The following is an 18,582-nucleotide window of genomic DNA, read 5'->3' as shown; positions in this document are numbered from 1 at the left end:
GGGAGGTTCAAGCCGTGCCGCCTGACGGCCTGTGGAGCATCGGGGAACTGGCCGCGCACGCCGGCGTCACCGTGAAGACCGTCCGCTTCTACTCCGACCGCGGCCTGCTGCCCGAGGCGGGCCGCAGTGCCGGGGGACACCGCCGCTACGGCCCCGGCGCGCTCGACCGGCTCCGGCTGATCCGCTCCCTGCGCAGCCTCGACCTGCCGGTCCCGGACGTGGGCCGGCTGCTGGACCGGGAGGACGCCCTGGCGGACGCGCTGGAGGACGCCGTCGCCGGGCGGCTGCGCGAGCTCGGCACCCAACTGTCGGCGCTGCGCTGGCGGGAGGCCGCCCTGCACGCGCTCCGCGACTGCACCGCCGCGGAGCGCGCCGACCGGCTGCGGCTGGTCGGCGCGCTGTCCACCCCGCCCAGCACCGCCCCGATGAGGCGCTTCTGGCGGCGCTGGCTGCCGCCGCGGCTGCCGGCCGGACTGGTCGGCCGGATCCTGGAGTTGTCGGTGCCCGAGCCTCCCGGCGACCCGACGCCGGACCAGGTGCTCGCCTTCGCCCGGCTGCACGCCTTCACCACGGGCGCCTGCCCCGACGACGGGCGCCTGCGGCCCGCGGACCACTGGTCCGGCGCCGGCGGCCGCCCCGCCGCGCTCTACGAAGGACTCGGGGAGGCGTACGACCTGGCCGCCGGAGAACTGCTGGCCGGACGGGAACCGCGCGAGGGCGACGCGCTGGACTGCTTCGTGTCCGCCTATGCCCTGGCGTACCGCACCCGGGACACGCCCGCCTTCCGGAGCCTGCTCGCCGGACTGCTCGCCGCGGAGCCCCGCGCCGACCTGTACTGGCAGCTCGCCGCGCAGCTGTGGGGCCCGGCGCGGCCCACCCCGGGCGCCGCCGACGACTGGCTGCGCACGGCCCTGTCGGGCCCGGACGCGGCCTGAAGCCTGCCCTTCCCCGGCGACCGCTGGGGAACGGCCGCGGCCAGGGTCTCGGCGGCGGCCGATCCCGATGCCCGCTTGGCCGTGCCCGCGCCCGTCAGGACAGCGAGGCGTCCGGTCGGGCCGACCGGGTTTGTGACGCGCTCGGTCAGGGGGGGTGACGAAGGGACGGCGCCCTCGGCGACGAGCTCACGGCGCCCTTGGCGTCGTGGCGCCGGCAGTCCCGCGCACCGGGCATCCTCAGCTCCCGCCGGAACACGCGGGTGCAGGTCGGCGGGCCGTGGTGGCGGGGGGACGGCCACACCGCGAGCATGCCCACGGACCTGGGAGGTGCCCCGGGGCGCGGCACTCCCCCCCCGCATTCGGCCAGGGGCCCCACGCCGCGTTGCGCATCGTCCGGGAAGACGGCTCCCCGCCGTGCGGGGCACCCCCCGGCGGCAGCCGCCGGTACCCGCCCGTCGGATCGGGGCATCCTCGCCCGTATCCGGTGGATTGACCGCGAGGTACCGTGGAAGTACGCGATCCCGGACGGCAGGGGGCCGTGATGGTCGTCGAGTTGATAGCCGCGGTGCTCTCGGCCGGAGCTCTGTACTTCGTGGCCGGGGCCCGCGTCGTGCAGCAATTCGAGCGGGGTGTGGTGTTCCGCCTCGGCCGGGTCAGGGGCGGGATCCGGGGGCCGGGGTTCACGATGGTCGTCCCGGTCGTCGACCGGATGCGGAAGGTGAACCTGCAGATCGTGACGATGCCGGTGCCCGCCCAGGAGGGCATCACCCGCGACAACGTCACCGTCCGGGTCGACGCGGTGGTCTACTTCAAGGTCGTCAACGCCGCCGACGCGATCATCAACGTCGAGGACTACCGCTTCGCGGTCTCGCAGATGGCCCAGACCTCGCTGCGCTCGATCATCGGCAAGAGCGATCTGGACGACCTGCTGTCCAACCGGGAGAAGCTCAACCAGGGCCTGGAGCTGATGATCGACAGCCCCGCCATCGGCTGGGGCGTGCAGATCGACCGCGTCGAGATCAAGGACGTGTCGCTGCCGGAGACGATGAAGCGCTCGATGGCCCGCCAGGCCGAGTCCGAGCGGGAGCGCCGGGCCCGGATCATCAACGCGGACGCGGAGTTCCAGGCGTCCAAGAAGCTGGCGCAGGCCGCGCACGTGATGGGCGAGGAACCGGCCGCGCTGCAGTTGCGGCTGCTGCAGACGGTCGTCGCGGTGGCCGCCGAGAAGAACTCCACGCTCGTCCTGCCGTTCCCGGTGGAACTGCTGCGCTTCCTGGAACGCGCCCAGCCGGGCCCGGGCACTGCTGCCCCCGCCGGCCCGGCCGCGGCGCCGGAGGAATCCGCGGTGCCGCCCGCCGCCGAACCGGTCCAGGGCGGTGCCCCCGGCGAGCTGCCGGAGCCGCTGCTGGACAGCATCCGGGCGCCGCGGCCGTCCGACGCCGTCTGACGCCGGGGCCTCAGGCCGGGCCGTCCGCCGTTCCCGCGTCGGGCTGCCACAGGTACGGCACGGTCGTCGTGACCGCCACCAGCCCCAGCCGCCGCAGGACCGGAGCGCTGTCCGCCGAGGCGTCGACCTGCACGAAGCGATGGCCCGCGGCCACCGCCAGCCGGGCCCGGTGCGCCACCGTCGCCCGGTAGACACCGCGCCCGCGCCACTGCGGCAGCGTCGAGCCGCCCCACAGCGACACGAAGTCCGTGCCCTGGTGGAAGCGGGCCCAGCCCGCGCAGACCACGGTGTCCCCGCTCTCGGCGACGACCACCACGCACGGGTCCCCCGGCCCGGCCACCTCGCTCTCCAGCATGTCCGGCAGCCAGTCGTGGCCGACTCCCCAGATCTCCTCCTCCATGGCGCGGATGCGTTCGAAGTCCGCGCGTGAGGTGACCTCGCGCAGCGTCACGCCCTCCGGCAGCCGCGGCTCGCCGGCCAGTGGCGCGGCCTCGCCGACCAGCACCGTCTCCGGCTCGTCGGGCGTGAAGCCGGCCGCCGTCAGGCGCTCCGGCAGCCCCGGCGGCAGGTCGTGCGCGAAGTACTTCCACTCCACCGCCGTGCCGAGTCCGGCGAAGTGGTCCCGCTCCCCGGCGATCAGGGCGTCCAGCTCCGGCCCGTCCAGCCCGCCGAGGTCGCGGTAGTCGAGGAAGCCCGCCTCGCCGTGGCGGTAGATCTTGCGCAGCAGGGGGCCGACCCGCTCCACCGACGCGTGCCGGGAGAAGCCGTCGGGGACGCGGGCACGCAGCTGTGCGTCGTACGCGGCGCGGTACTCCAGCGCCGTCGCGGAAAGTCCGGGAGTGCTCATCGGGCGGAGTCCACCACATGCCCCGGGCGGGGTCGACCGAATTTCCCGTGCTGAACGCGACGCGCCCCCGCTCCGTATGACAGGCCGCACGGCGCCGCCGTCCCCGCTGTCGACAACCGGACCCCGCATCCCCCCCACAGGAGGTCGTGAGTTGAAGCACAAGCACCTGCCGAAACGGAACATCGCACTGGTCGCGGCCGGCCTCGCGGCCGTCGCCGCGGCCGCCGTCCTGCTGCCGGACGCCAACGCGTCGCAGTCCCCGGAGCCCTCGCGGCAGGACGCACCGCCCCAGGCCCTCGGCGCCGGTTCGGCGGCGGGGACGGCCTCCCGGCTCACCGCGGAGTTCGGCTCGTCGATCGCGGGCGCGTACTGGGACGCGGCCGGCCGGCGGCTCGTGGTCAATGTCGCCGGGAACGACCCCGAGGCCGTCCGCGGGGTCCGGCAGGCCGGCGCCGTACCCCGCCAGGTCCGCAACACCGCCGCCGAACTGACCGGCGCGGCCGGGGTGCTGAGGCAGAACGCCACCATCCCGGGCACCGCCTGGGCCGTCGACCCCAGGACCAACCAGATCCTGGTCACCGCGGACGGCACGGTCACGGGCGGGAAGTGGGACACGCTCCGGGCCCACCGTGCGGTCGCTCGGCAGCGGCATGGCCCGGATCGAGAGGTCCGCGGGCCGGATCACGCCCTTCGTGGCCGGCGGTGACGCGATCTTCGCCGACGGAGCGCGCTGTTCGCTCGGCTTCAACGTCGTCAAGGACGGCGCCCCGGCCTTCCTGACCGCCGGCCATTGCGGTGTCGCCTTCCCCGCCTGGTCCGACACGCAGGGCGGCGCCCCCGTCGCGACGGTTACGGCCGCGACCTTCCCCGGCGACGGCGACTTCGCCCTCGTGACCTACGACGACCCGGGCACCGACGCCCCCGGCCAGGTCGACCTCGGCAACGGCCGGGCCCTGCCGATCACCGGGGCGGCGGACGCCGCGGTGGGCCTGGAGGTGTTCCGCATGGGCAGCACCACCGGTCTGCACAACGGCACCGTCCTCGGCCTCGACGCCACCGTCAACTACCCGGAGGGCACCGTCACCGGGCTCATCCAGACCGACGTCTGCGCGGAGCCGGGGGACAGCGGCGGCTCGCTGTTCACCCGCGACGGGAGCGCGATCGGGCTGACCTCCGGGGGCAGCGGTGACTGCCGGTCGGGAGGGGAGACGTTCTTCCAGCCGGTGACGACGGCCCTGGCCGCCGTGGGCGCGGAACTCGGCTGACGTGCGGCGCTGACACGCACGGGGGGCGCGCGGGTTCCGGCGGCAGGCTCAGCGGTCGAGCGGGAAGGCCATCACGACGGCGCCCGCGGTCCGCGGTGCCGGTACGCGGGGGGCCCGCGCGTCCTCGTGCAGTCCGACCAGCAGCGCGGCGAGCCGGTGCCGGAAGTCGTCCCAGATCTCGGCGGCCTCCGCGTCGCCGGCGGCCTCGACGGGCCCGGTGTCGCCGGCCCGGTGCGGCTGCCGTACGCACGGCGGCTCCACGAGGCCCGCGGCCGCGAGGCGGCGCAGATGGTTCAGCATGCGCAGCCGGCCGGGGTGCGCCGCGGGTCTGAGGGTGGTGCCGGTCGCCGTCATGGCGGTCAGTAAACCGTGCCGTCCCCTTGCCTTCGCAACCCCTTCCGGGTCTTCGGTCACCCGGGGCGTGACGGGTGTTGACGCGCGGGACGAACGGATACGCGCGGGACGTCCGGACGTGACCCATCTCGCACCGTCACCGGGTTTGGTCCCCCGCCGGAGGCCGGCGGCCCCTCACCCTCCGCAGCTGAAACCGCCCCCTCCGGACGTCCCGGTGCGCGAGACGTAGAGGCTGTCCGTACGGTCGCGGCCGAGCAGACCGCTGTCCCGGGTGAAGTGCGGGGCGGCGGCCAGCAGGGCCGGGGCACCGTGGAGGGCGGCGGCGAGCAGGGCGGACTCGGGCGACAGGGACCGCGACCGGGTCAGGGGGAAGCGCTCGCCGGTCCGCCGCAGCGCGCGGCGGCCGGCGCGGGTGCGCCGCGGCACCGCCCACACGGCGCAGGCGCCGGCCACCAGCGCGGCGGGGACGGCCACCCGCAGCACCGGTCCCCAGCCGTCCGCCCCCACCAGGGCGACCGCCGCCGCCACCGCGGCGGCGCACGCCAGCATCCGCGCGGTGCGCAGCCCGCGGCCGCGGCGGACCAGCCCGGCGCCGGCCAGCCGCTCGCGCAGGGCGTCGGTCTCGCGCCGCACGGAGCGGGACGTGGTGACGCCGTTCACGCCCGAGGGCCGGTACAGCGCCTTGTAGACCGCCAGTTGCAGCGGGTGCGACAGCCCGGCCATCGCCCCGGAGATCCGCGCGGTGCCGTGCGGGCCCGCGTCCACGGTGCCGCGCAGATGGAGCGCGAGCAGGGCCACGGTCGCGGCGCCGCGCGGGCCGTCGCGCAGATACGCCGCCTCGTACGGATCCGTCACCTCATCGAGTGAAGCGCGCGGCGCGCGCAGCAGTACGGCCGCCGCGGCGAGCAGTCCCACCGCGATCCCGGAACACGTCCATGCGAGCCAGGACATTCCCACCACCCCCTGGAGGTGGTGTGCCCGCCGGCGCACGCCGGAACGCCCGGTTTGAGCAAGGCCAGAGGTTGGGGCGTAGCCTGAACCGCCGTGACGGACCAGGTGGATCTCGCGGCGGTGGTGCGTGACTGCACCGACGGTATCGACCGGCTGGACGCCCGGGTGCGGGCGTTCGTGCCCGAGCCCGACCGGCGGGGCCGGCTCGCGGCGGAGGCGGCCGCGGCGCCGCCGGGCGTGCTGACCGGGGTCGTGGTGGGCGTCAAGGACATCGTGCGCTGCGAGGGGACGCAGACCCGTGCCGGGTCGCGGGTGCCGGCGGAGGTGCTGGCGGGGCCGCAGGCACCGCTGGTGGACCGGTTGCGCGCGGCGGGGGCGCTGATCGCAGGGAAGACGGTGACGGCCGAGTTCGCGGTGACCGCGCCGGGACCCACCCGTAATCCGCACAACACCGCGCACACGCCGGGCGGTTCGAGCAGCGGATCGGCGGCGGCCGTCGCCGCGGGCATGGTGCCGCTGGCCGTCGGCACGCAGACCGTGGGCTCGGTGATCCGGCCCGCGGCCTTCTGCGGGGTGGTGGGCTTCAAGCCGACCTTCGGGCGGATCCCGGTGGACGGGGTGATCGCCAACGCCCCGAGTTTCGACACGGTCGGCGTGCTCGCCGCCGACGTCGCGGGCGCGGCGCTCGGCGCGTCCGTGCTGTGCGACGACTGGCGGGCACCGGTGCCGGGCGGCGACGGAGCCGGCCGTCCGGTGCTCGGCGTGCCCGCCGGGCCGTACCTGGACCGGGCCGGGGCGGAGGCGCGGGCGGCCTTCGCCGCGCAGACCGCGCGCCTGGCGGCGGCGGGCTGGACCGTGCGCGAGGTGCCGGTGATGGACGCGCCCGGCGAGTTCGAGGCGGTGGTACGGCAGTTGTTCATCATGAACCGCTACGAGGTGGCCCGCACGCACGCCGGCTGGTTCCCCCGCCACGGGCACCTCTACCGCGAGCAGACCGTCGCCGCCATCCGCGAGGGGCAGGCGATCGGACGCGGCGACTACGAGCGGGCCGTGCGCGAACGCCGGGACGTACGGGGGCGGTTGCTGGACGCGATGGAGGGGATCGACGCGTGGCTGGCACCGCCCGCCACCGGCCCGGCCCCGTTCGGCCTGGACAGCACCGGCGACGCGGTGATGTGCCTGCCGTGGAGCAACGCGGGCCTGCCCGCCGTGAGTCTGCCCGCCGGGTACGCCGCGAACGGCCTGCCGCTGGGGCTTCAGGTCGTCGGGCGCCCGGGGGAGGACGAGGAACTGCTGCGCTGGGCGGCGGAGCTGGCCTTGGCCGTCATGCCTCGGTGAAGACCAGGTCCTCGATCGGCCGGGTCATGCGCACCGTGCCGTCGTCCGTGACCTCGACGACGTGGTGCAGCCCGCGCACCTGCGCGCGCGGTGTGGCCGAGGACGCGATCCGGTACGTGTCGGCCGCTCCGGCGAGGAAAGCGCGAAAGGACGACGAAGGGGAGAGGGAGAACTCGCCGGACGCCAGGTGGTCGTACAGGCGCCGGAAGAGCTTGGGGACGACCACGGCCTCGTCGGTGAGCGAGGAGAGCCCGGTGACCTTCACCCCCGCGGTGCTCGCGTCCTGCGGCCACAGCCCCGCCCCCGCGGTCCTGGCCTGCCGGGTCACGGCGGCCAGTTCCTCGCGCAGGTCCTCGTAGAGGTTGCTGTAGAAGGTCGGGTAGGCCAGGCCCCGCTCGATCAGATGGTGGTTGACCGTCCGGCGCAGCAGCGGCACGCCGACCGACACGTCCTGGCCGCTGCGGGTGCCCTCCGGCAGCGGGCCGCGGCCGGCCAGGGCGACGCAGCGGCCGTGCACGTCGACGCCGCCGGTGAGGATCCACCCCGGCACGCTCTCGGGGACGGCGGAGACGACCCGTTCGCTGTCCGGCGCGCGCCGCACATCGGTGAAGCCGAGCCACGCCAGGAGTTCGTCCCGGGCCGCGTGGGCGAAGGGCAGCGGCTGGTGGGCCGGTGCCGAGGTCGGCCCGTAGTGGGTCTCGAGGGCGTCGACGGCGTCCAGGCGCAGCTTGCCCCGGCAGGAGTTGGTGAGGTCGAGCCGGGCCGCTCCCGGGACGCGGTTCCAGTCCGGGTGGCGGGTGGGGACAAAGCCCACGGTGTCGCCGTCCGGCTCGCTGCCGGTTATCTGGAAGGACCCTTTGACCAGCAGCATCGGCATGGCGGCTTCCCCTCGGGTGTGCGCCGGCGGTGACGTCGTGTGCAGGAAACCACACGGACGGTGGTGGAGGACAGGGATCCGGCACGTCTCCGGCATGTCTTCGTACGTGTGTTCGAGAAGTGGTCTATGGTGGGTACCGGAGGGTCCGGAAGGGGGGAGACGTGAGCGGTCGGAGGTGCGTATGCCGGGATTCACGCATCTGCACACCGTCTCCGGCTTCTCGCTGCGGTACGGGGCCTCGCACCCCGAACGGCTGGCCGAGCGCGCCGCCGAGCGGGGCATGGACGCGCTGGCGCTGACCGACCGGGACACCGTGGCCGGCGTCGTGCGGTTCGCCAAGGCCTGCGCGCGGGCCGGGGTGCGGCCGCTGTTCGGCGCCTCGCTCGCGGTGCCCGCGGCGTACGACGGGCCGGCCGCCCACCCGCCCGGCGGCCGGCGGCGCACCCCGGTGCGCGGCGGCTCCTTCGTCCCGGAGGCGGCCGACCGGGCGGTCTTCCTCGCCCGGGACCGGCGCGGTTGGGCCGCGCTGTGCCGGCTGATCAGCGCCGCCCATGCCGGGGAGGCGGGGCTGGGCTGGGCGGACCTGGGCCAGGAGGGGGTGTTCGTCCTGCTGGGCGCGGACTCCGAGGTCGGCCGGGCGCTCGCCGCCGGCCGTCCCGACCGGGCCGCGAAGCTGCTGCGCCCCTGGCGCGCGGCGTACGGGGACGCGCTGCGCCTGGAGGCCGCCCACCACGGCCGCACCGGCACCGGGCCGGGGTCGCTGCGGCTGGCCGCGCGCATCGTCGGTTTCGCCGTCGAGCAGGGGGTGACCCCCGTGCTGACCAACGCCGTCCGCTACGCCGACCCCGGGCAGGGGGAGGTGGCCGACGTGCTGGACTCGGCGCGCCGGCTCGTGCCCGTCGACGTCCGCACGCCGGAGGGCCTGGACGGCGGCGGCCGCTGGCTGAAGGACGCGGGGGACATGGCGCGCACCGCCGAACGGATCGTGGAGGCGGCCGGGTTCGGCCGCCAGGACGCGCACCGGCTGCTGCGTGCCACCGAGGAGACCGCCGCGGCCTGCGCCGTCGACCCCGCGGACGACCTGGGGATCGGGCAGGTCCACTTCCCCGAGCCGGAGACGGTGGGGGCCGGCGCCCGCACCGCCGACCGCGTCCTGCGCTCGCGCTGCGCCGCCGGGATGGTCCGCACCGGGCACGACCGCGAACCGGGGTACTGGGCGCGGCTGGAGGACGAACTGCGGATCATCGAACGGCTCGGCTTCGCCTCGTACTTCCTCACCGTCGGCCAAGTGGTCGCCGACGTGCGGGAGATGGGCATCCGGGTCGCCGCGCGCGGCTCCGGTGCGGGCTCGCTCGTCAACCACCTGCTGGGTATCGCCGCCGCCGACCCCGTCGAGCACGGCCTGCTCATGGAGCGCTTCCTGTCCGGGCGGCGGGCCTCCCTGCCCGACATCGACATCGACGTGGAGTCCGCCCGCCGGCTGGAGGTCTACCGGCGCATCCTGGACCGCTTCGGTGGCGAGCGGGTCGCCACCGTCGCCATGCCGGAGACCTACCGGGTCCGGCACGCCGTCCGCGACGTGGGGGCCGCCCTGGGGCTGGCGCCGGAGCTGACCGACCGGCTGGCCAAGGCCTTCCCGCACATCCGGGCGCGCGACGCGCGGGCCGCGCTCGCCGAACTGCCCGAGCTGCGGCAGGTGGCGGGGGAGGACCACGGCCGGCTGTGGGAGCTGGTCGAGGCACTGGACGCGCTGCCGCGCGGGGTCGCCATGCACCCGTGCGGGGTGCTGCTGTCGGACGCCGGGCTGCTGGACCGCACGCCGGTGATGCCGACCAGCGGTGAGGGCTTCCCGATGTCGCAGTTCGACAAGGACGACGTCGAGGACCTCGGGCTGCTCAAGCTCGACGTGCTCGGGGTGCGGATGCAGTCCGCGATGGCGCACGCCCTGGACGAGGTGGAGCGGACCGGCGGCGGCCGGATCGACCTGGAGGACCCGGCGCAGGTCCCGCCGGGCGATCCGGCCACCTACGAACTGATCCGCTCCGCCGAGACGCTGGGCTGCTTCCAGATCGAGTCGCCCGGCCAGCGCGACCTGGTGGGGCGGTTGCAGCCCAGCACCTTCCACGACCTGGTCGTGGACATCTCGCTGTTCCGCCCGGGCCCGGTCTCCGCGGACATGGTGCGGCCCTTCATCGACGCCCGGCACGGCCGCAAGCCCGTCCACTACGCGCATCCCGATCTGAAGGACGTGCTGAGCGAGACCTATGGAGTCGTCGTCTTCCACGAGCAGTTGATCGAGATCATGCGCGTGATGACCGGCTGCGACCGGGGGTTCGCCGACGAGGCCCGGCGGGCGCTGTCGGACGAGACGCGGCAGGGCCGGGTGCGGGCCTGGTTCGCGGACCGGGCGCGGGAGCGCGGTTACCCCCGCGAGGTCGTCCGGCACACCTGGGAGATCGTCTCGGCCTTCGGCGCGTACGGCTTCTGCAAGGCGCACGCCGTCGCCTTCGCCGTGCCCACCTATCAGTCGGCCTGGCTCAAGGCGCACCATCCGGCGGCCTTCTACGCCGGGGTGCTCACCCACGACCCGGGCATGTACCCCAAGCGGCTGCTGCTCGCGGACGCCCGGCGGCGCGGGGTGCCGGTGCTGCCGCTGGACGTCAACCGGTCGGGCGCCGCCTATCGAATCGAACTGGTGTCCGATGATGAAGGGGAGGGGGCCGGGATGCCCGGGGTGTGGGGACTGCGGCTCGCGCTGTCGGAGGTGCACGGCATCAGCGAGGCGGAGGTCGCCCGGATCACCGCTGGGCAGCCCTACACCTCGCTCCAGGACCTGTGGGAGCGGGCCCGTCCCGGCCGGGCCGCGGCCGAACGGCTGGTGCAGGTCGGCGCGTTGGACGCGTTCGGCGGCAACCGCCGCGACCTGCTGCTCCAGGTGGCCGAGCTGCACCGGCAGGGCCGCGCCTCCGCGTACGACGGCCAGCTCGCCCTCACCGGGGGAGAGGCGGCGGTGTCCCCGCCGGCCGGCCTGCCCGACATGGACGCCGGCGAACGGCTCCACGCCGAGCTCGGTGTGCTCGGCATGGACGCCTCCCGGCACCTGATGGAGGACCACCTCGCCTTCCTGGAGGAGCTGGGCGCGATCCCGGCGCACCGGCTGCGCGAGGTGCGGCACGGCGAGACCGTCCTAGTCGCCGGCGCCAAGGCGGCCACCCAGACCCCGCCCATCCGCTCCGGGCGCCGGGTCATCTTCACCACCCTCGACGACGGCACCGGCCTGGTCGACCTCGCCTTCTTCGACGACAGCCACGAGGCCTGCGCGCACACCGTCTTCCACTCCTGGCTGCTGCTGGTCCGCGGGGTGGTCCAGCGCCGCGGCCCGCAGAGCCTGTCCGTCGTCGGCTCCGCTGCCTGGAACCTCGCCGAACTCGTCGAACTGCGCGGAAAGGACGGCCTGGAGGCGGTCGCGGCCCGGCTGGCCGAGACCCCGGGCGGGACCGCGGACGAGCCCGCGGGCCTCCCCGTCGCGCCGCCCGACGGCCGCCGGGTGCGGATGTCCACCGGCTACGAGATGCACCCCTGGGCCGACCTGCGCCCCGCCGGCGAGGGCGTCCCCACCGGCCGCAAGCTCTGGCACTCCAGCCCGGGGAGCGCGGGACGATGACGAACGGCGACACCGGGCGGCGGCCGGACGGCACGGCGAGCATCCTGCACGTGCGCTGCGCCCCGGCACTGCCCGAGGAGCGCTACCGGGCGGTGCTGGACCTGCTGCGCGAGTTCTCCCCCGTCGTCCAGGCGGTCCCGCCCCGGGCGGCTCTGGTGCAGGTGCGGGGTGCGCAGCGGTACTTCGGCGCGGACGCCGAGCGGATCGCGGGGCTGGTACGGCTGCGGGCGATGGCCTGGCTGGCCGCGGACCTGCGGATCGGCGTCGCGGAGACATGGGCGGTGGCGGCGACGGCCTCGGACCGCGTGGCGGGCCCGGGCGGCGTCCTGGCCGTGCCCGAAGGCGAGGCGGACGCCTTCCTGGCGCCGCTGCCGGTCGAGGCGCTGCACGGCGTCGGCCCCAAGCAGGCCGAGGCGCTGCGCACGTACGGACTGCACACCATCGGGGCGGTCGCCGCGGTGCCGGCGGGCGTCGTCGAGCGGATCCTGGGCCGGCGCGCGGGCCGGCTGGCCGCGGAACGGGCGCGCGGCACGGACCCCCGTCCCGTCGCCCCCAAGGACCTGCCGCCGTCGGCCGGTGTGACGCACCGGTTCCCCCGGCACGAACTCGACGGCCCCGCCGCCCGGGCCGCGCTCCTGGACCTGGTGGTGCGGCTGGGGGCGGTGCTGCGCGGCCGCCGACAGGCCGCCAGGTCCCTGTCCCTGACGCTGCGGTTCGCCGGCGACGGGCAGTGGGAGAGGACCCGGCGGCTCGCGGAGCCGTCCGCGCACGAGGAGGATCTGCGGTTCCTGGCCTATCAGTTGATGGACGCGGCCGGGCTGCAACGGGCGCGCCTGACCGGTATCGGGCTGCGCGCGGAGGACCTCACCGGCGCCGACCGCGTGGCCCAGCAGCTCTCGCTGGACCCGATGCGCGCGTCGCACCTGACGGCGGAGGCGGCCGTGGACCGGGTGAACGCCCGGTTCGGCTTCGGCGCGGTGCGTCCGGCCGCCACGTTCCGCAAGGCGTCGTAGTCCGCGATGCCGTCCCTCTTATCACACGGCAGTGAAGTCAGCGTGACACATTCTTTACCGACCAGTAGCTGGCCGGTTTTTGTTACCCGTGCGTAAATTGACGGAAGCTCAGCAATCTTGTGATCCGGATCACAGGTCGTCAGGGAACGGTCCCCCCTGCTTTTCCCCCACCTGCGAGGAGATCGCTCGATGCTGCACTTCAGACGGACAACGCTGCGGCTGCTGTCCGCACTCGCCCTCGCCGCGGCGCTCACCGTGACGCCCGCCCTGGCCGGTACCGCCGCCGCCTCCGCCCCCAGCAGCGGCTGGAACAACTGGTCGTGCAAGCCCTCCGCCGCCCACCCGCGCCCGGTCGTCCTGGTCCACGGCACCTTCGGCAACTCCATCGACAACTGGCTCGGCCTCGCCCCGTACCTCGTCGCGCGCGGCTACTGCGTCTACTCCCTCGACTACGGCCAGCTGCCCGGCGTCCCGGTCTTCTACGGACTCGGCTCCATCGCCGCGTCCTCCCAGCAGCTCGCCGACTACGTCGACCGGGTCCGCGCGTCCACCGGCGCGGGCAAGGTCGACATCGTCGGGCACTCCCAGGGCGGCATGATGCCGCGCTACTACATGAAGTTCCTGGGCGGCGCCGGCAAGGTCAACGCCCTCGTCGGGATCGGCGCCGACAACCACGGCACCGACCTGAACGGACTGCTCAACCTGCTGCCCTACTTCCCCGGGGCCGCCGACGCCATCGACGGCCTCCTGCCCCAGGGCCTCACGGACCAGATGGCCGGATCGGCCTTCCTGACCAAACTGAACGCCGGCGGCGACACCCTTCCCGGCATCCACTACACGGTGATCGCGACCCGGTACGACGAGGTCGTCACGCCGTACACCTCGCAGTTCCTGTCGGGACCCGACGTCCACAACGTGGTGCTCCAGGACCTGTGCTCGCTCGACCTGTCCGAGCACGTCCTCATCGGGCTGACCGACCGCATCGTCTTCCACGAGACGGCCAACGCCCTCGACCCGGCGCACGCCACGCGGACCGACTGCACGGACGTCTTCAGCTGATCCGGCCGGTTCCGCCACTGCTTCCGGTCCCGGACGGGACCGGAAGCAGCCCCATGGCGGCCGCCGGCCGGTGGCGCCTCAGGAATGCCGCCGGCTGCGCGGGGTGCGCCGCGGCGGCCGGGTGAGCGTGATCTGCCGGACGAGCTGGTGGAAGCAGGACAGGGCCGCGATGGCGGGCAGCGCCGCGACGGTCCAGTTGGTGATCGTCCTGGGGGCGCAGGCGATGCAGAACAGGATGGCGAACGCCGAGAAGAGCAGCACGACCGCCCACGAGTGCGGGGCGCGGCGCTGGTGGAGGGCGGCGCGCAGGATCGACAGCGAGGCCACCATCCACGGGCCGTACACCAGCAGCGGCCACCAGTCGGCCAGGCCCGCGGACCCGTCGGCGGACGCGATGTTCCGCAGCGGGTCGTGCGCGATCATCCCGCCGAGCACGCTCACCATCGCCACGATGGTCGCCGCCAGCGCGGCGACGACGAAGCTCAGCGTCTGGGTCCGGGTCAGCCGGCGGCGCAGCGCGGCCCGGCGGATCTTGCGGTGCCGGCGGCGCGTGAGGGGGAGCTCGTGCGTCGCGGTGTCCGGGGCGTGCTGGAAGACGTCCTCCTCGTCGTCCTCCCCGGACTGGTCGAGCAACTGCGCCAGCTCCTCCTCGGACGCCCACGCCCCGTTGAGGACATCGAAGTCCGGGGCGGAGAAGACCCCGTGCCCCGACGTGTCGTCGTGGCCGGACTGGCGGGGGCTGTAAATGGTGGAACCGTGGAGCTGATCCTCGTACGGCAGACCATTCTCAGGGCGGAAACGGTCCTGCAAAGGCGGCATGAAGGCATTCCTGTCGGGGCCGGGCGGGGGCAAACGGGCAAGACGGCATGGGGGCAAGGGGCCAAGAGGGAGGGGACGGCCCCTCAGTACGGCGCCGCCGGGTCGATGCCGGAGCAGCGACGGGTGAAATCCCCCTCGATCCCGGCCATCTCCCTCGTGAACTGCTCCAGCTCCGAGGAGCAGTGGACGAGGGGGACCCGCTCGTCACCGCGCTCGATGTAGGCGTCCGAGGCACCGGAACCGCCGAGGAAGTGGTCGGCCCGCGGGATGAAGACCCACTCCCCGAGGGGGAAACCGGGCGAGGTGCGCGGGGGGTGCGTGCGGCGGACGGACGCCGGGACGGTCCGGGGGGTCGCGCTCCCGGACGACGCCTCAGGCGCGCTCTGGGGATTGACTGTAGCCACATCCCCACAACGACGGCCGACCCGGTGATGGACGTGGGCCACACGAGTGACCCCGGCGCGCCCGGCGGCGCTCGCGCCCGCCCCGAGTACCGCTCCACAACGGCGCGTTGACCTGCGGGCCAACGCCTCGGCGGGATGGCAGGGTGTCCCCATGACCGAACCGCCCCGCCGCCCCGCCTCCCTCCGGCTCGTCGACGACGTCCTGGACCCCGGAACCTGGCGCCGGTGGGATGAACCCGTTCCCCCTGTTCCTCCGTATCTGGACGGCGAGGAGTACCGGGCCGACCTCGACAGGGCCCGCGCCCGGACCGGGCTCGACGAGTCGGTGGTCACCGGCGAGGGCCGCGTACGGGGCCGGCGGGTGGCCGTCGTGGTCGGTGAGTTCGGCTTCCTCGGCGGGTCGATCGGCGTGGCCGCCGGGGAGCGGCTGGTACGGGCGGTCGAACGCGCCACCCGCGAACGGCTGCCGCTGCTGGCCTCCCCGGCGTCCGGCGGGACGCGCATGCAGGAGGGCACCATCGCGTTCCTCCAGATGGTGAAGGTCGCCGCGGCCGTCACCGACCACAAGGCGGCGGGACTGCCCTACCTGGTCCACCTGCGCCACCCCACCACGGGCGGCGTCCTCGCCTCCTGGGGCTCGCTCGGCCACGCCACCTCCGCGGAACCCGGTGCGCTCATCGGCTTCCTCGGCCCCCGTGTCCACGAGGCCCTGTACGGCGAGCCGTTCCCACCCGGCGTGCAGGTCGCGGAGAACCTGCTGGCCCACGGCATCGTGGACGCCGTCCTGCCGTCCGAGCGGCTCGCCGGGGCGGCGGCGCGGGCGCTGGCGGTGCTCTGCGGCGACGCGGACCTCCCGGCAGACGACGCCGTCCCGGCCGGTGACGCCACCGCCGATGTGCCGGCCGCGGAGTCGATCCGCCGCTCACGGCGGCCCGAACGGCCCGGGCTGCGCGCCCTGTTGGCGGTGGCCGGCCGCGACGTCACGCCGCTCAGCGGCACCGGCGCGGGGGAGCGGGACCCCGGACTGCTGCTCGCGCTCGCCCGGATCGGCGGCACCCCGTGCGTCGTCCTCGGCCACGACCGGCGGGGCGCCGGCGACGGACGGCCCCCTGCCCTCGGCCCCGCCGGACTGCGGATGGCCCGCCGCGGCATGCGCATCGCGGCCGAACTGGACCTGCCGCTGCTCACCGTCGTCGACACCGCGGGCGCCGCGCTGTCCCGGGAGGCCGAGGAAGGCGGCCTCGCCGGTGAGATCGCCCGCTCCCTCGCGGACCTGGTGACCCTGCCCGCGCCCACGCTCTGCCTCCTCCTCGGCCAGGGCGCGGGCGGCGGAGCCCTCGCCCTGCTGCCCGCCGACCGGGTGCTGGCCGCCCGCCACGCCTGGCTGTCCCCCCTGCCGCCCGAGGGCGCCTCCGCCATCCTCTACCGAACCACCGAACGGGCCTTCGAGGTCGCCGCCCGCCAAGGCGTGCGCTCCGCCGACCTGCTCGCGCGCGGCATCGTCGACCGCATCGTCGAGGAGGCCTCCGGCGCGGAGACCCCGGGGGACGCCTCGGATGCTCCGGAGGCCTTCCTCACCCGCCTCGGCGCGATCCTCGGCGCCGAACTCGCCGCCCTCCGCACCCTGCCACGCCCCGAACGCCTCGCCGCCCGCCGCGCCCGCTACCGCACCCTCGGCCTCCGCTGACCCCGCGGGCGCGCGGGGGTGCGCCGCACCGTCCCGTCCCCGCCGACCGCCTGCGACAGCCTTCTGCCCGGGCGGCGTCGAGCGGTGCCGTGTCAGGGCGTGGGGCTCTCGCGGCCCGGGACCCGAAGCGGTCGCTGCCGCGGGACGGTTCGGGCGGTGGTCGGTCCCCGCAAGGCGAGTCCCGGACGTGTGAGGATCCGGTCCGGGCCCGGGGACGTCGATCGTCAGTGGCGGATGCCAGAATCCGTTGGCATGCCGGACGCCGACTACTTCTCTGCCGCCGATGACGAGTCCGCCGTTGCCGTGATCGAGGCCGGCGGACCGGTCCGCGCGGGGCTGGACGTGATCTTCCTCAAGGACATCGATCCGGTCGATGCCATCGCCCAGGTGGAGGCCGTGATGACCGGCTGCGGTCATCAAGAGGCAAGCCGGCGCCCGAGGGTGGGACAGCTGCTGTCCTCCGGGGACATCGACAGCCCGTTCGTCCTCGCCGTGTCGGACACGCTGTGCGACGCCCTGGTCTCCACCTCCGGGGACGACATCGCGGCCGCGGCCGAGGCATGGTCCGCGAAGCGCGCGGTTGTCGGACTCGATGCGGCGACGGCAGTGGTGGTCCTGGAGGCCCTGGCCGGCCTGGCCGGACGGGCTCACGCCGCGGGCCTGCGCCTTTATTGCTGGTGGACGCTGTGACGGCGCACCGCACGCCCGAAGTGGCTGCCTCCGTACGGTCCGGCGCCGCCCCGGGCGGTGTCAGTGGGGGGTGGCAGGATCGGCGGGTGGACGAAAAGAGCGGGGAGTACTGGGACGCCGAGGCGGACCGATTCGACGAGGAGCCGGACCACGGGCTGCGGGAGCCGGAGGTCCGGGCGGCGTGGGCGGGGCGGCTGCGCGGGTGGCTGCCGGACGCGCCGGCGGACGTGCTGGACCTGGGGTGCGGGACGGGCAGTCTCGCGGCGCTGGCGGCGGAGCAGGGCCACCGGGTGACCGGGGTGGACCGGTCGCCGCGCATGGTGGCCCTGGCCAGGGCGAAGCTGGCGGGGACGGACGCGCGGGTGGTCGTCGGCGACGCCTTGCGGCCGCCTGTGCCGGCGGGGCGGTTCGACGTCGTGCTGGTGCGGCACCTGCTGTGGGCGATGCCCGACCCGGCGGCGGCGCTGCGCCGCTGGGCGGGACTGCTGCGGCGCGGCGGCCGCCTCGTGCTGGTCGAGGGATGCTGGGGGGAGGCGGCGCCGGTGGGGATCACGGCGGCCGAACTCGCCGCCCTGGTACGCCCGTTCGCCGCGCACACGGAGATCGAGCAGCTCGCCCGCGACACCGCCCTGTGGGGCCGCCCGGTCCGGGACGAGCGCTACGCCGCCGTGGTGCGGCCGGCCCCGCCCCGGCGGCACAGCGAGATCGTCGACGTCCACCTGATCCTGGTGCGCGACGACCACGTGCTGCTCGGCCGCCGTGTCAACACCGGGTACGCCGACGGCCTGCTGCACGCTCCGTCGGGCCATGTCGAGGACGGCGAGGACGTCCGGGAGGCGATGCTCCGGGAGGCGTACGAGGAGGTGGGCGTCGTGCTGCGCCCCGAGGAGACCGGCGTCGCCCTGGTCATGCAGCACCGTGCGCCCGGCGGCGAGGCCCGCATCGGCTGGTTCTTCGTCGCGGACGGCACCGGCCGGGAGCCGGTCAACCGCGAGCCGGACAAGTGCTCGGAGCTCGGCTGGTTCCCGCTGGACGCGCTGCCGGACGACATGGTCGCGTACTGCCGGGCCGGCCTGGAGGCGTACCGCGCGGGCGAGCGCTTCGTGCTGCACCTGCACGAGCCCGGCGACACCATCGCCCACGACCCGCACGCCCCCGGCCGTGCCGTCGCCCTCGCGCCGAGCGGCTGCAGCACAATGGCCGCGGCAAACGCCGTGCCGTGACCCACCGGG

General features: G+C 75.1%; 15 protein-coding genes and 1 pseudogene. 10 read left to right on the top strand and 6 right to left on the bottom strand.

Annotated features, from left to right (window positions below):
- Window positions 1–14 precede the first annotated feature (14 nt).
- A complete protein-coding gene (locus ACIP9H_RS20505; RefSeq protein WP_401589354.1) occupies window positions 15–935 on the top strand; it encodes a MerR family transcriptional regulator in 921 nt (306 codons plus the stop codon).
- A 541-nt stretch (window positions 936–1,476) separates the two neighbouring features.
- Window positions 1,477–2,382 carry a slipin family protein gene (locus ACIP9H_RS20500; protein ID WP_401589497.1) on the top strand — a complete coding sequence of 302 codons (906 nt, stop codon included), beginning with the start codon at window positions 1,477–1,479 and terminating at the stop codon, window positions 2,380–2,382.
- Between the two features lie 10 nt (window positions 2,383–2,392).
- On the opposite strand, the gene ACIP9H_RS20495 is transcribed toward ACIP9H_RS20500, so the two are convergent.
- Entirely contained in the window at window positions 2,393–3,229 is an 837-nt protein-coding gene (locus ACIP9H_RS20495; protein WP_401589352.1) for a GNAT family N-acetyltransferase, read from the bottom strand.
- Window positions 3,230–3,380: 151 nt separating this feature from the next.
- Between ACIP9H_RS20495 and ACIP9H_RS20490 the strand changes: the two are divergent.
- A pseudogene (locus tag ACIP9H_RS20490) lies at window positions 3,381–4,491 on the top strand (S1 family peptidase); the annotation flags it as partial.
- A gap of 51 nt (window positions 4,492–4,542) precedes the next feature.
- Here the strand turns inward: ACIP9H_RS20490 and ACIP9H_RS20485 are convergent.
- On the bottom strand, window positions 4,543–4,848 hold the full coding sequence (locus ACIP9H_RS20485; protein ID WP_401960045.1) for a hypothetical protein: 306 nt from the start codon (window positions 4,846–4,848) through the stop codon (window positions 4,543–4,545).
- Between the two features lie 174 nt (window positions 4,849–5,022).
- Entirely contained in the window at window positions 5,023–5,799 is a 777-nt protein-coding gene (locus ACIP9H_RS20480; RefSeq protein ID WP_401589347.1) for a TIGR04222 domain-containing membrane protein, read from the bottom strand.
- Window positions 5,800–5,892: 93 nt separating this feature from the next.
- Between ACIP9H_RS20480 and ACIP9H_RS20475 the strand changes: the two genes are divergently transcribed.
- Window positions 5,893–7,137: an amidase gene (locus ACIP9H_RS20475; protein ID WP_401960042.1), complete on the top strand. Its 1,245-nt coding sequence runs from the start codon at window positions 5,893–5,895 to the stop codon at window positions 7,135–7,137.
- Here the strand turns inward: ACIP9H_RS20475 and ACIP9H_RS20470 are convergent.
- Window positions 7,124–8,014 (bottom strand): nuclease, encoded by an 891-nt coding sequence (locus ACIP9H_RS20470; protein WP_401960040.1) that lies wholly within the window; start codon window positions 8,012–8,014, stop codon window positions 7,124–7,126. The two genes, ACIP9H_RS20475 and ACIP9H_RS20470, sit on opposite strands and share 14 nt — an antisense overlap.
- Before the next feature lie 181 nt (window positions 8,015–8,195).
- On the opposite strand from ACIP9H_RS20470, the gene ACIP9H_RS20465 reads away from it, so the two are divergent.
- The 3 genes from ACIP9H_RS20465 (at window position 8,196) to ACIP9H_RS20455 (ending at window position 13,750) form a co-directional block, all read left to right on the top strand.
- Window positions 8,196–11,678 (top strand): DNA polymerase III subunit alpha, encoded by a 3,483-nt coding sequence (locus ACIP9H_RS20465; RefSeq protein WP_401960037.1) that lies wholly within the window; start codon window positions 8,196–8,198, stop codon window positions 11,676–11,678.
- Window positions 11,675–12,691 (top strand): hypothetical protein, encoded by a 1,017-nt coding sequence (locus tag ACIP9H_RS20460; RefSeq protein ID WP_401589337.1) that lies wholly within the window; start codon window positions 11,675–11,677, stop codon window positions 12,689–12,691. Before ACIP9H_RS20465 ends, ACIP9H_RS20460 begins: the two co-directional genes overlap by 4 nt.
- A 189-nt stretch (window positions 12,692–12,880) precedes the next feature.
- Window positions 12,881–13,750: an esterase/lipase family protein gene (locus ACIP9H_RS20455; protein ID WP_401589334.1), complete on the top strand. Its 870-nt coding sequence runs from the start codon at window positions 12,881–12,883 to the stop codon at window positions 13,748–13,750.
- Between the two features lie 78 nt (window positions 13,751–13,828).
- Here ACIP9H_RS20455 and ACIP9H_RS20450 read toward each other — a convergent pair whose 3' ends face one another.
- The gene (locus ACIP9H_RS20450) at window positions 13,829–14,569 is read right to left on the bottom strand and encodes a DUF2637 domain-containing protein (RefSeq protein WP_360906225.1); all 741 of its coding nucleotides are present in this window, start codon (window positions 14,567–14,569) and stop codon (window positions 13,829–13,831) included.
- A gap of 83 nt (window positions 14,570–14,652) precedes the next feature.
- A complete protein-coding gene (locus ACIP9H_RS20445) occupies window positions 14,653–14,973 on the bottom strand; it encodes a hypothetical protein (RefSeq protein ID WP_360906226.1) in 321 nt (106 codons plus the stop codon).
- 151 nt (window positions 14,974–15,124) lie between these two features.
- Here ACIP9H_RS20445 and ACIP9H_RS20440 point away from each other — a divergent pair, with 151 nt between their 5' ends.
- The 3 genes from ACIP9H_RS20440 (at window position 15,125) to ACIP9H_RS20430 (ending at window position 18,573) form a co-directional block, all read left to right on the top strand.
- Window positions 15,125–16,660 carry a carboxyl transferase domain-containing protein gene (locus tag ACIP9H_RS20440; RefSeq protein WP_401960033.1) on the top strand — a complete coding sequence of 512 codons (1,536 nt, stop codon included), beginning with the start codon at window positions 15,125–15,127 and terminating at the stop codon, window positions 16,658–16,660.
- Window positions 16,661–16,912: 252 nt separating this feature from the next.
- Window positions 16,913–17,350, top strand: coding sequence for a hypothetical protein (locus ACIP9H_RS20435; RefSeq protein ID WP_401960031.1), 438 nt, complete (start codon window positions 16,913–16,915; stop codon window positions 17,348–17,350).
- A gap of 86 nt (window positions 17,351–17,436) precedes the next feature.
- A complete protein-coding gene (locus ACIP9H_RS20430) occupies window positions 17,437–18,573 on the top strand; it encodes a methyltransferase domain-containing protein (RefSeq protein WP_401960029.1) in 1,137 nt (378 codons plus the stop codon).
- The last annotated feature ends 9 nt before the right edge of the window (window positions 18,574–18,582 follow it).

This window comes from Streptomyces sp. NPDC088732, assembly GCF_044751205.1.
Classification (GTDB): domain Bacteria; phylum Actinomycetota; class Actinomycetes; order Streptomycetales; family Streptomycetaceae; genus Actinacidiphila.
This window is presented reverse-complemented; position numbering and strand designations above follow the sequence as displayed.

Bases quoted from the DNA above. Each gene is read 5' to 3' on its own strand.
- ACIP9H_RS20500 (WP_401589497.1), top strand. From the start codon at position 1,477: ATGGTCGTCGAGTTGATAGCCGCGGTGCTCTCGGCCGGAGCTCTGTAC.
- ACIP9H_RS20495 (WP_401589352.1), bottom strand. From the start codon at position 3,229: ATGAGCACTCCCGGACTTTCCGCGACGGCGCTGGAGTACCGCGCCGCG.
- ACIP9H_RS20485 (WP_401960045.1), bottom strand. From the start codon at position 4,848: ATGACGGCGACCGGCACCACCCTCAGACCCGCGGCGCACCCCGGCCGG.
- ACIP9H_RS20480 (WP_401589347.1), bottom strand. From the start codon at position 5,799: ATGTCCTGGCTCGCATGGACGTGTTCCGGGATCGCGGTGGGACTGCTC.
- ACIP9H_RS20470 (WP_401960040.1), bottom strand. From the start codon at position 8,014: ATGCCGATGCTGCTGGTCAAAGGGTCCTTCCAGATAACCGGCAGCGAG.
- ACIP9H_RS20465 (WP_401960037.1), top strand. From the start codon at position 8,196: ATGCCGGGATTCACGCATCTGCACACCGTCTCCGGCTTCTCGCTGCGG.
- ACIP9H_RS20460 (WP_401589337.1), top strand. From the start codon at position 11,675: ATGACGAACGGCGACACCGGGCGGCGGCCGGACGGCACGGCGAGCATC.
- ACIP9H_RS20455 (WP_401589334.1), top strand. From the start codon at position 12,881: ATGCTGCACTTCAGACGGACAACGCTGCGGCTGCTGTCCGCACTCGCC.
- ACIP9H_RS20450 (WP_360906225.1), bottom strand. From the start codon at position 14,569: ATGCCGCCTTTGCAGGACCGTTTCCGCCCTGAGAATGGTCTGCCGTAC.
- ACIP9H_RS20440 (WP_401960033.1), top strand. From the start codon at position 15,125: ATGACCGAACCGCCCCGCCGCCCCGCCTCCCTCCGGCTCGTCGACGAC.
- ACIP9H_RS20435 (WP_401960031.1), top strand. From the start codon at position 16,913: ATGCCGGACGCCGACTACTTCTCTGCCGCCGATGACGAGTCCGCCGTT.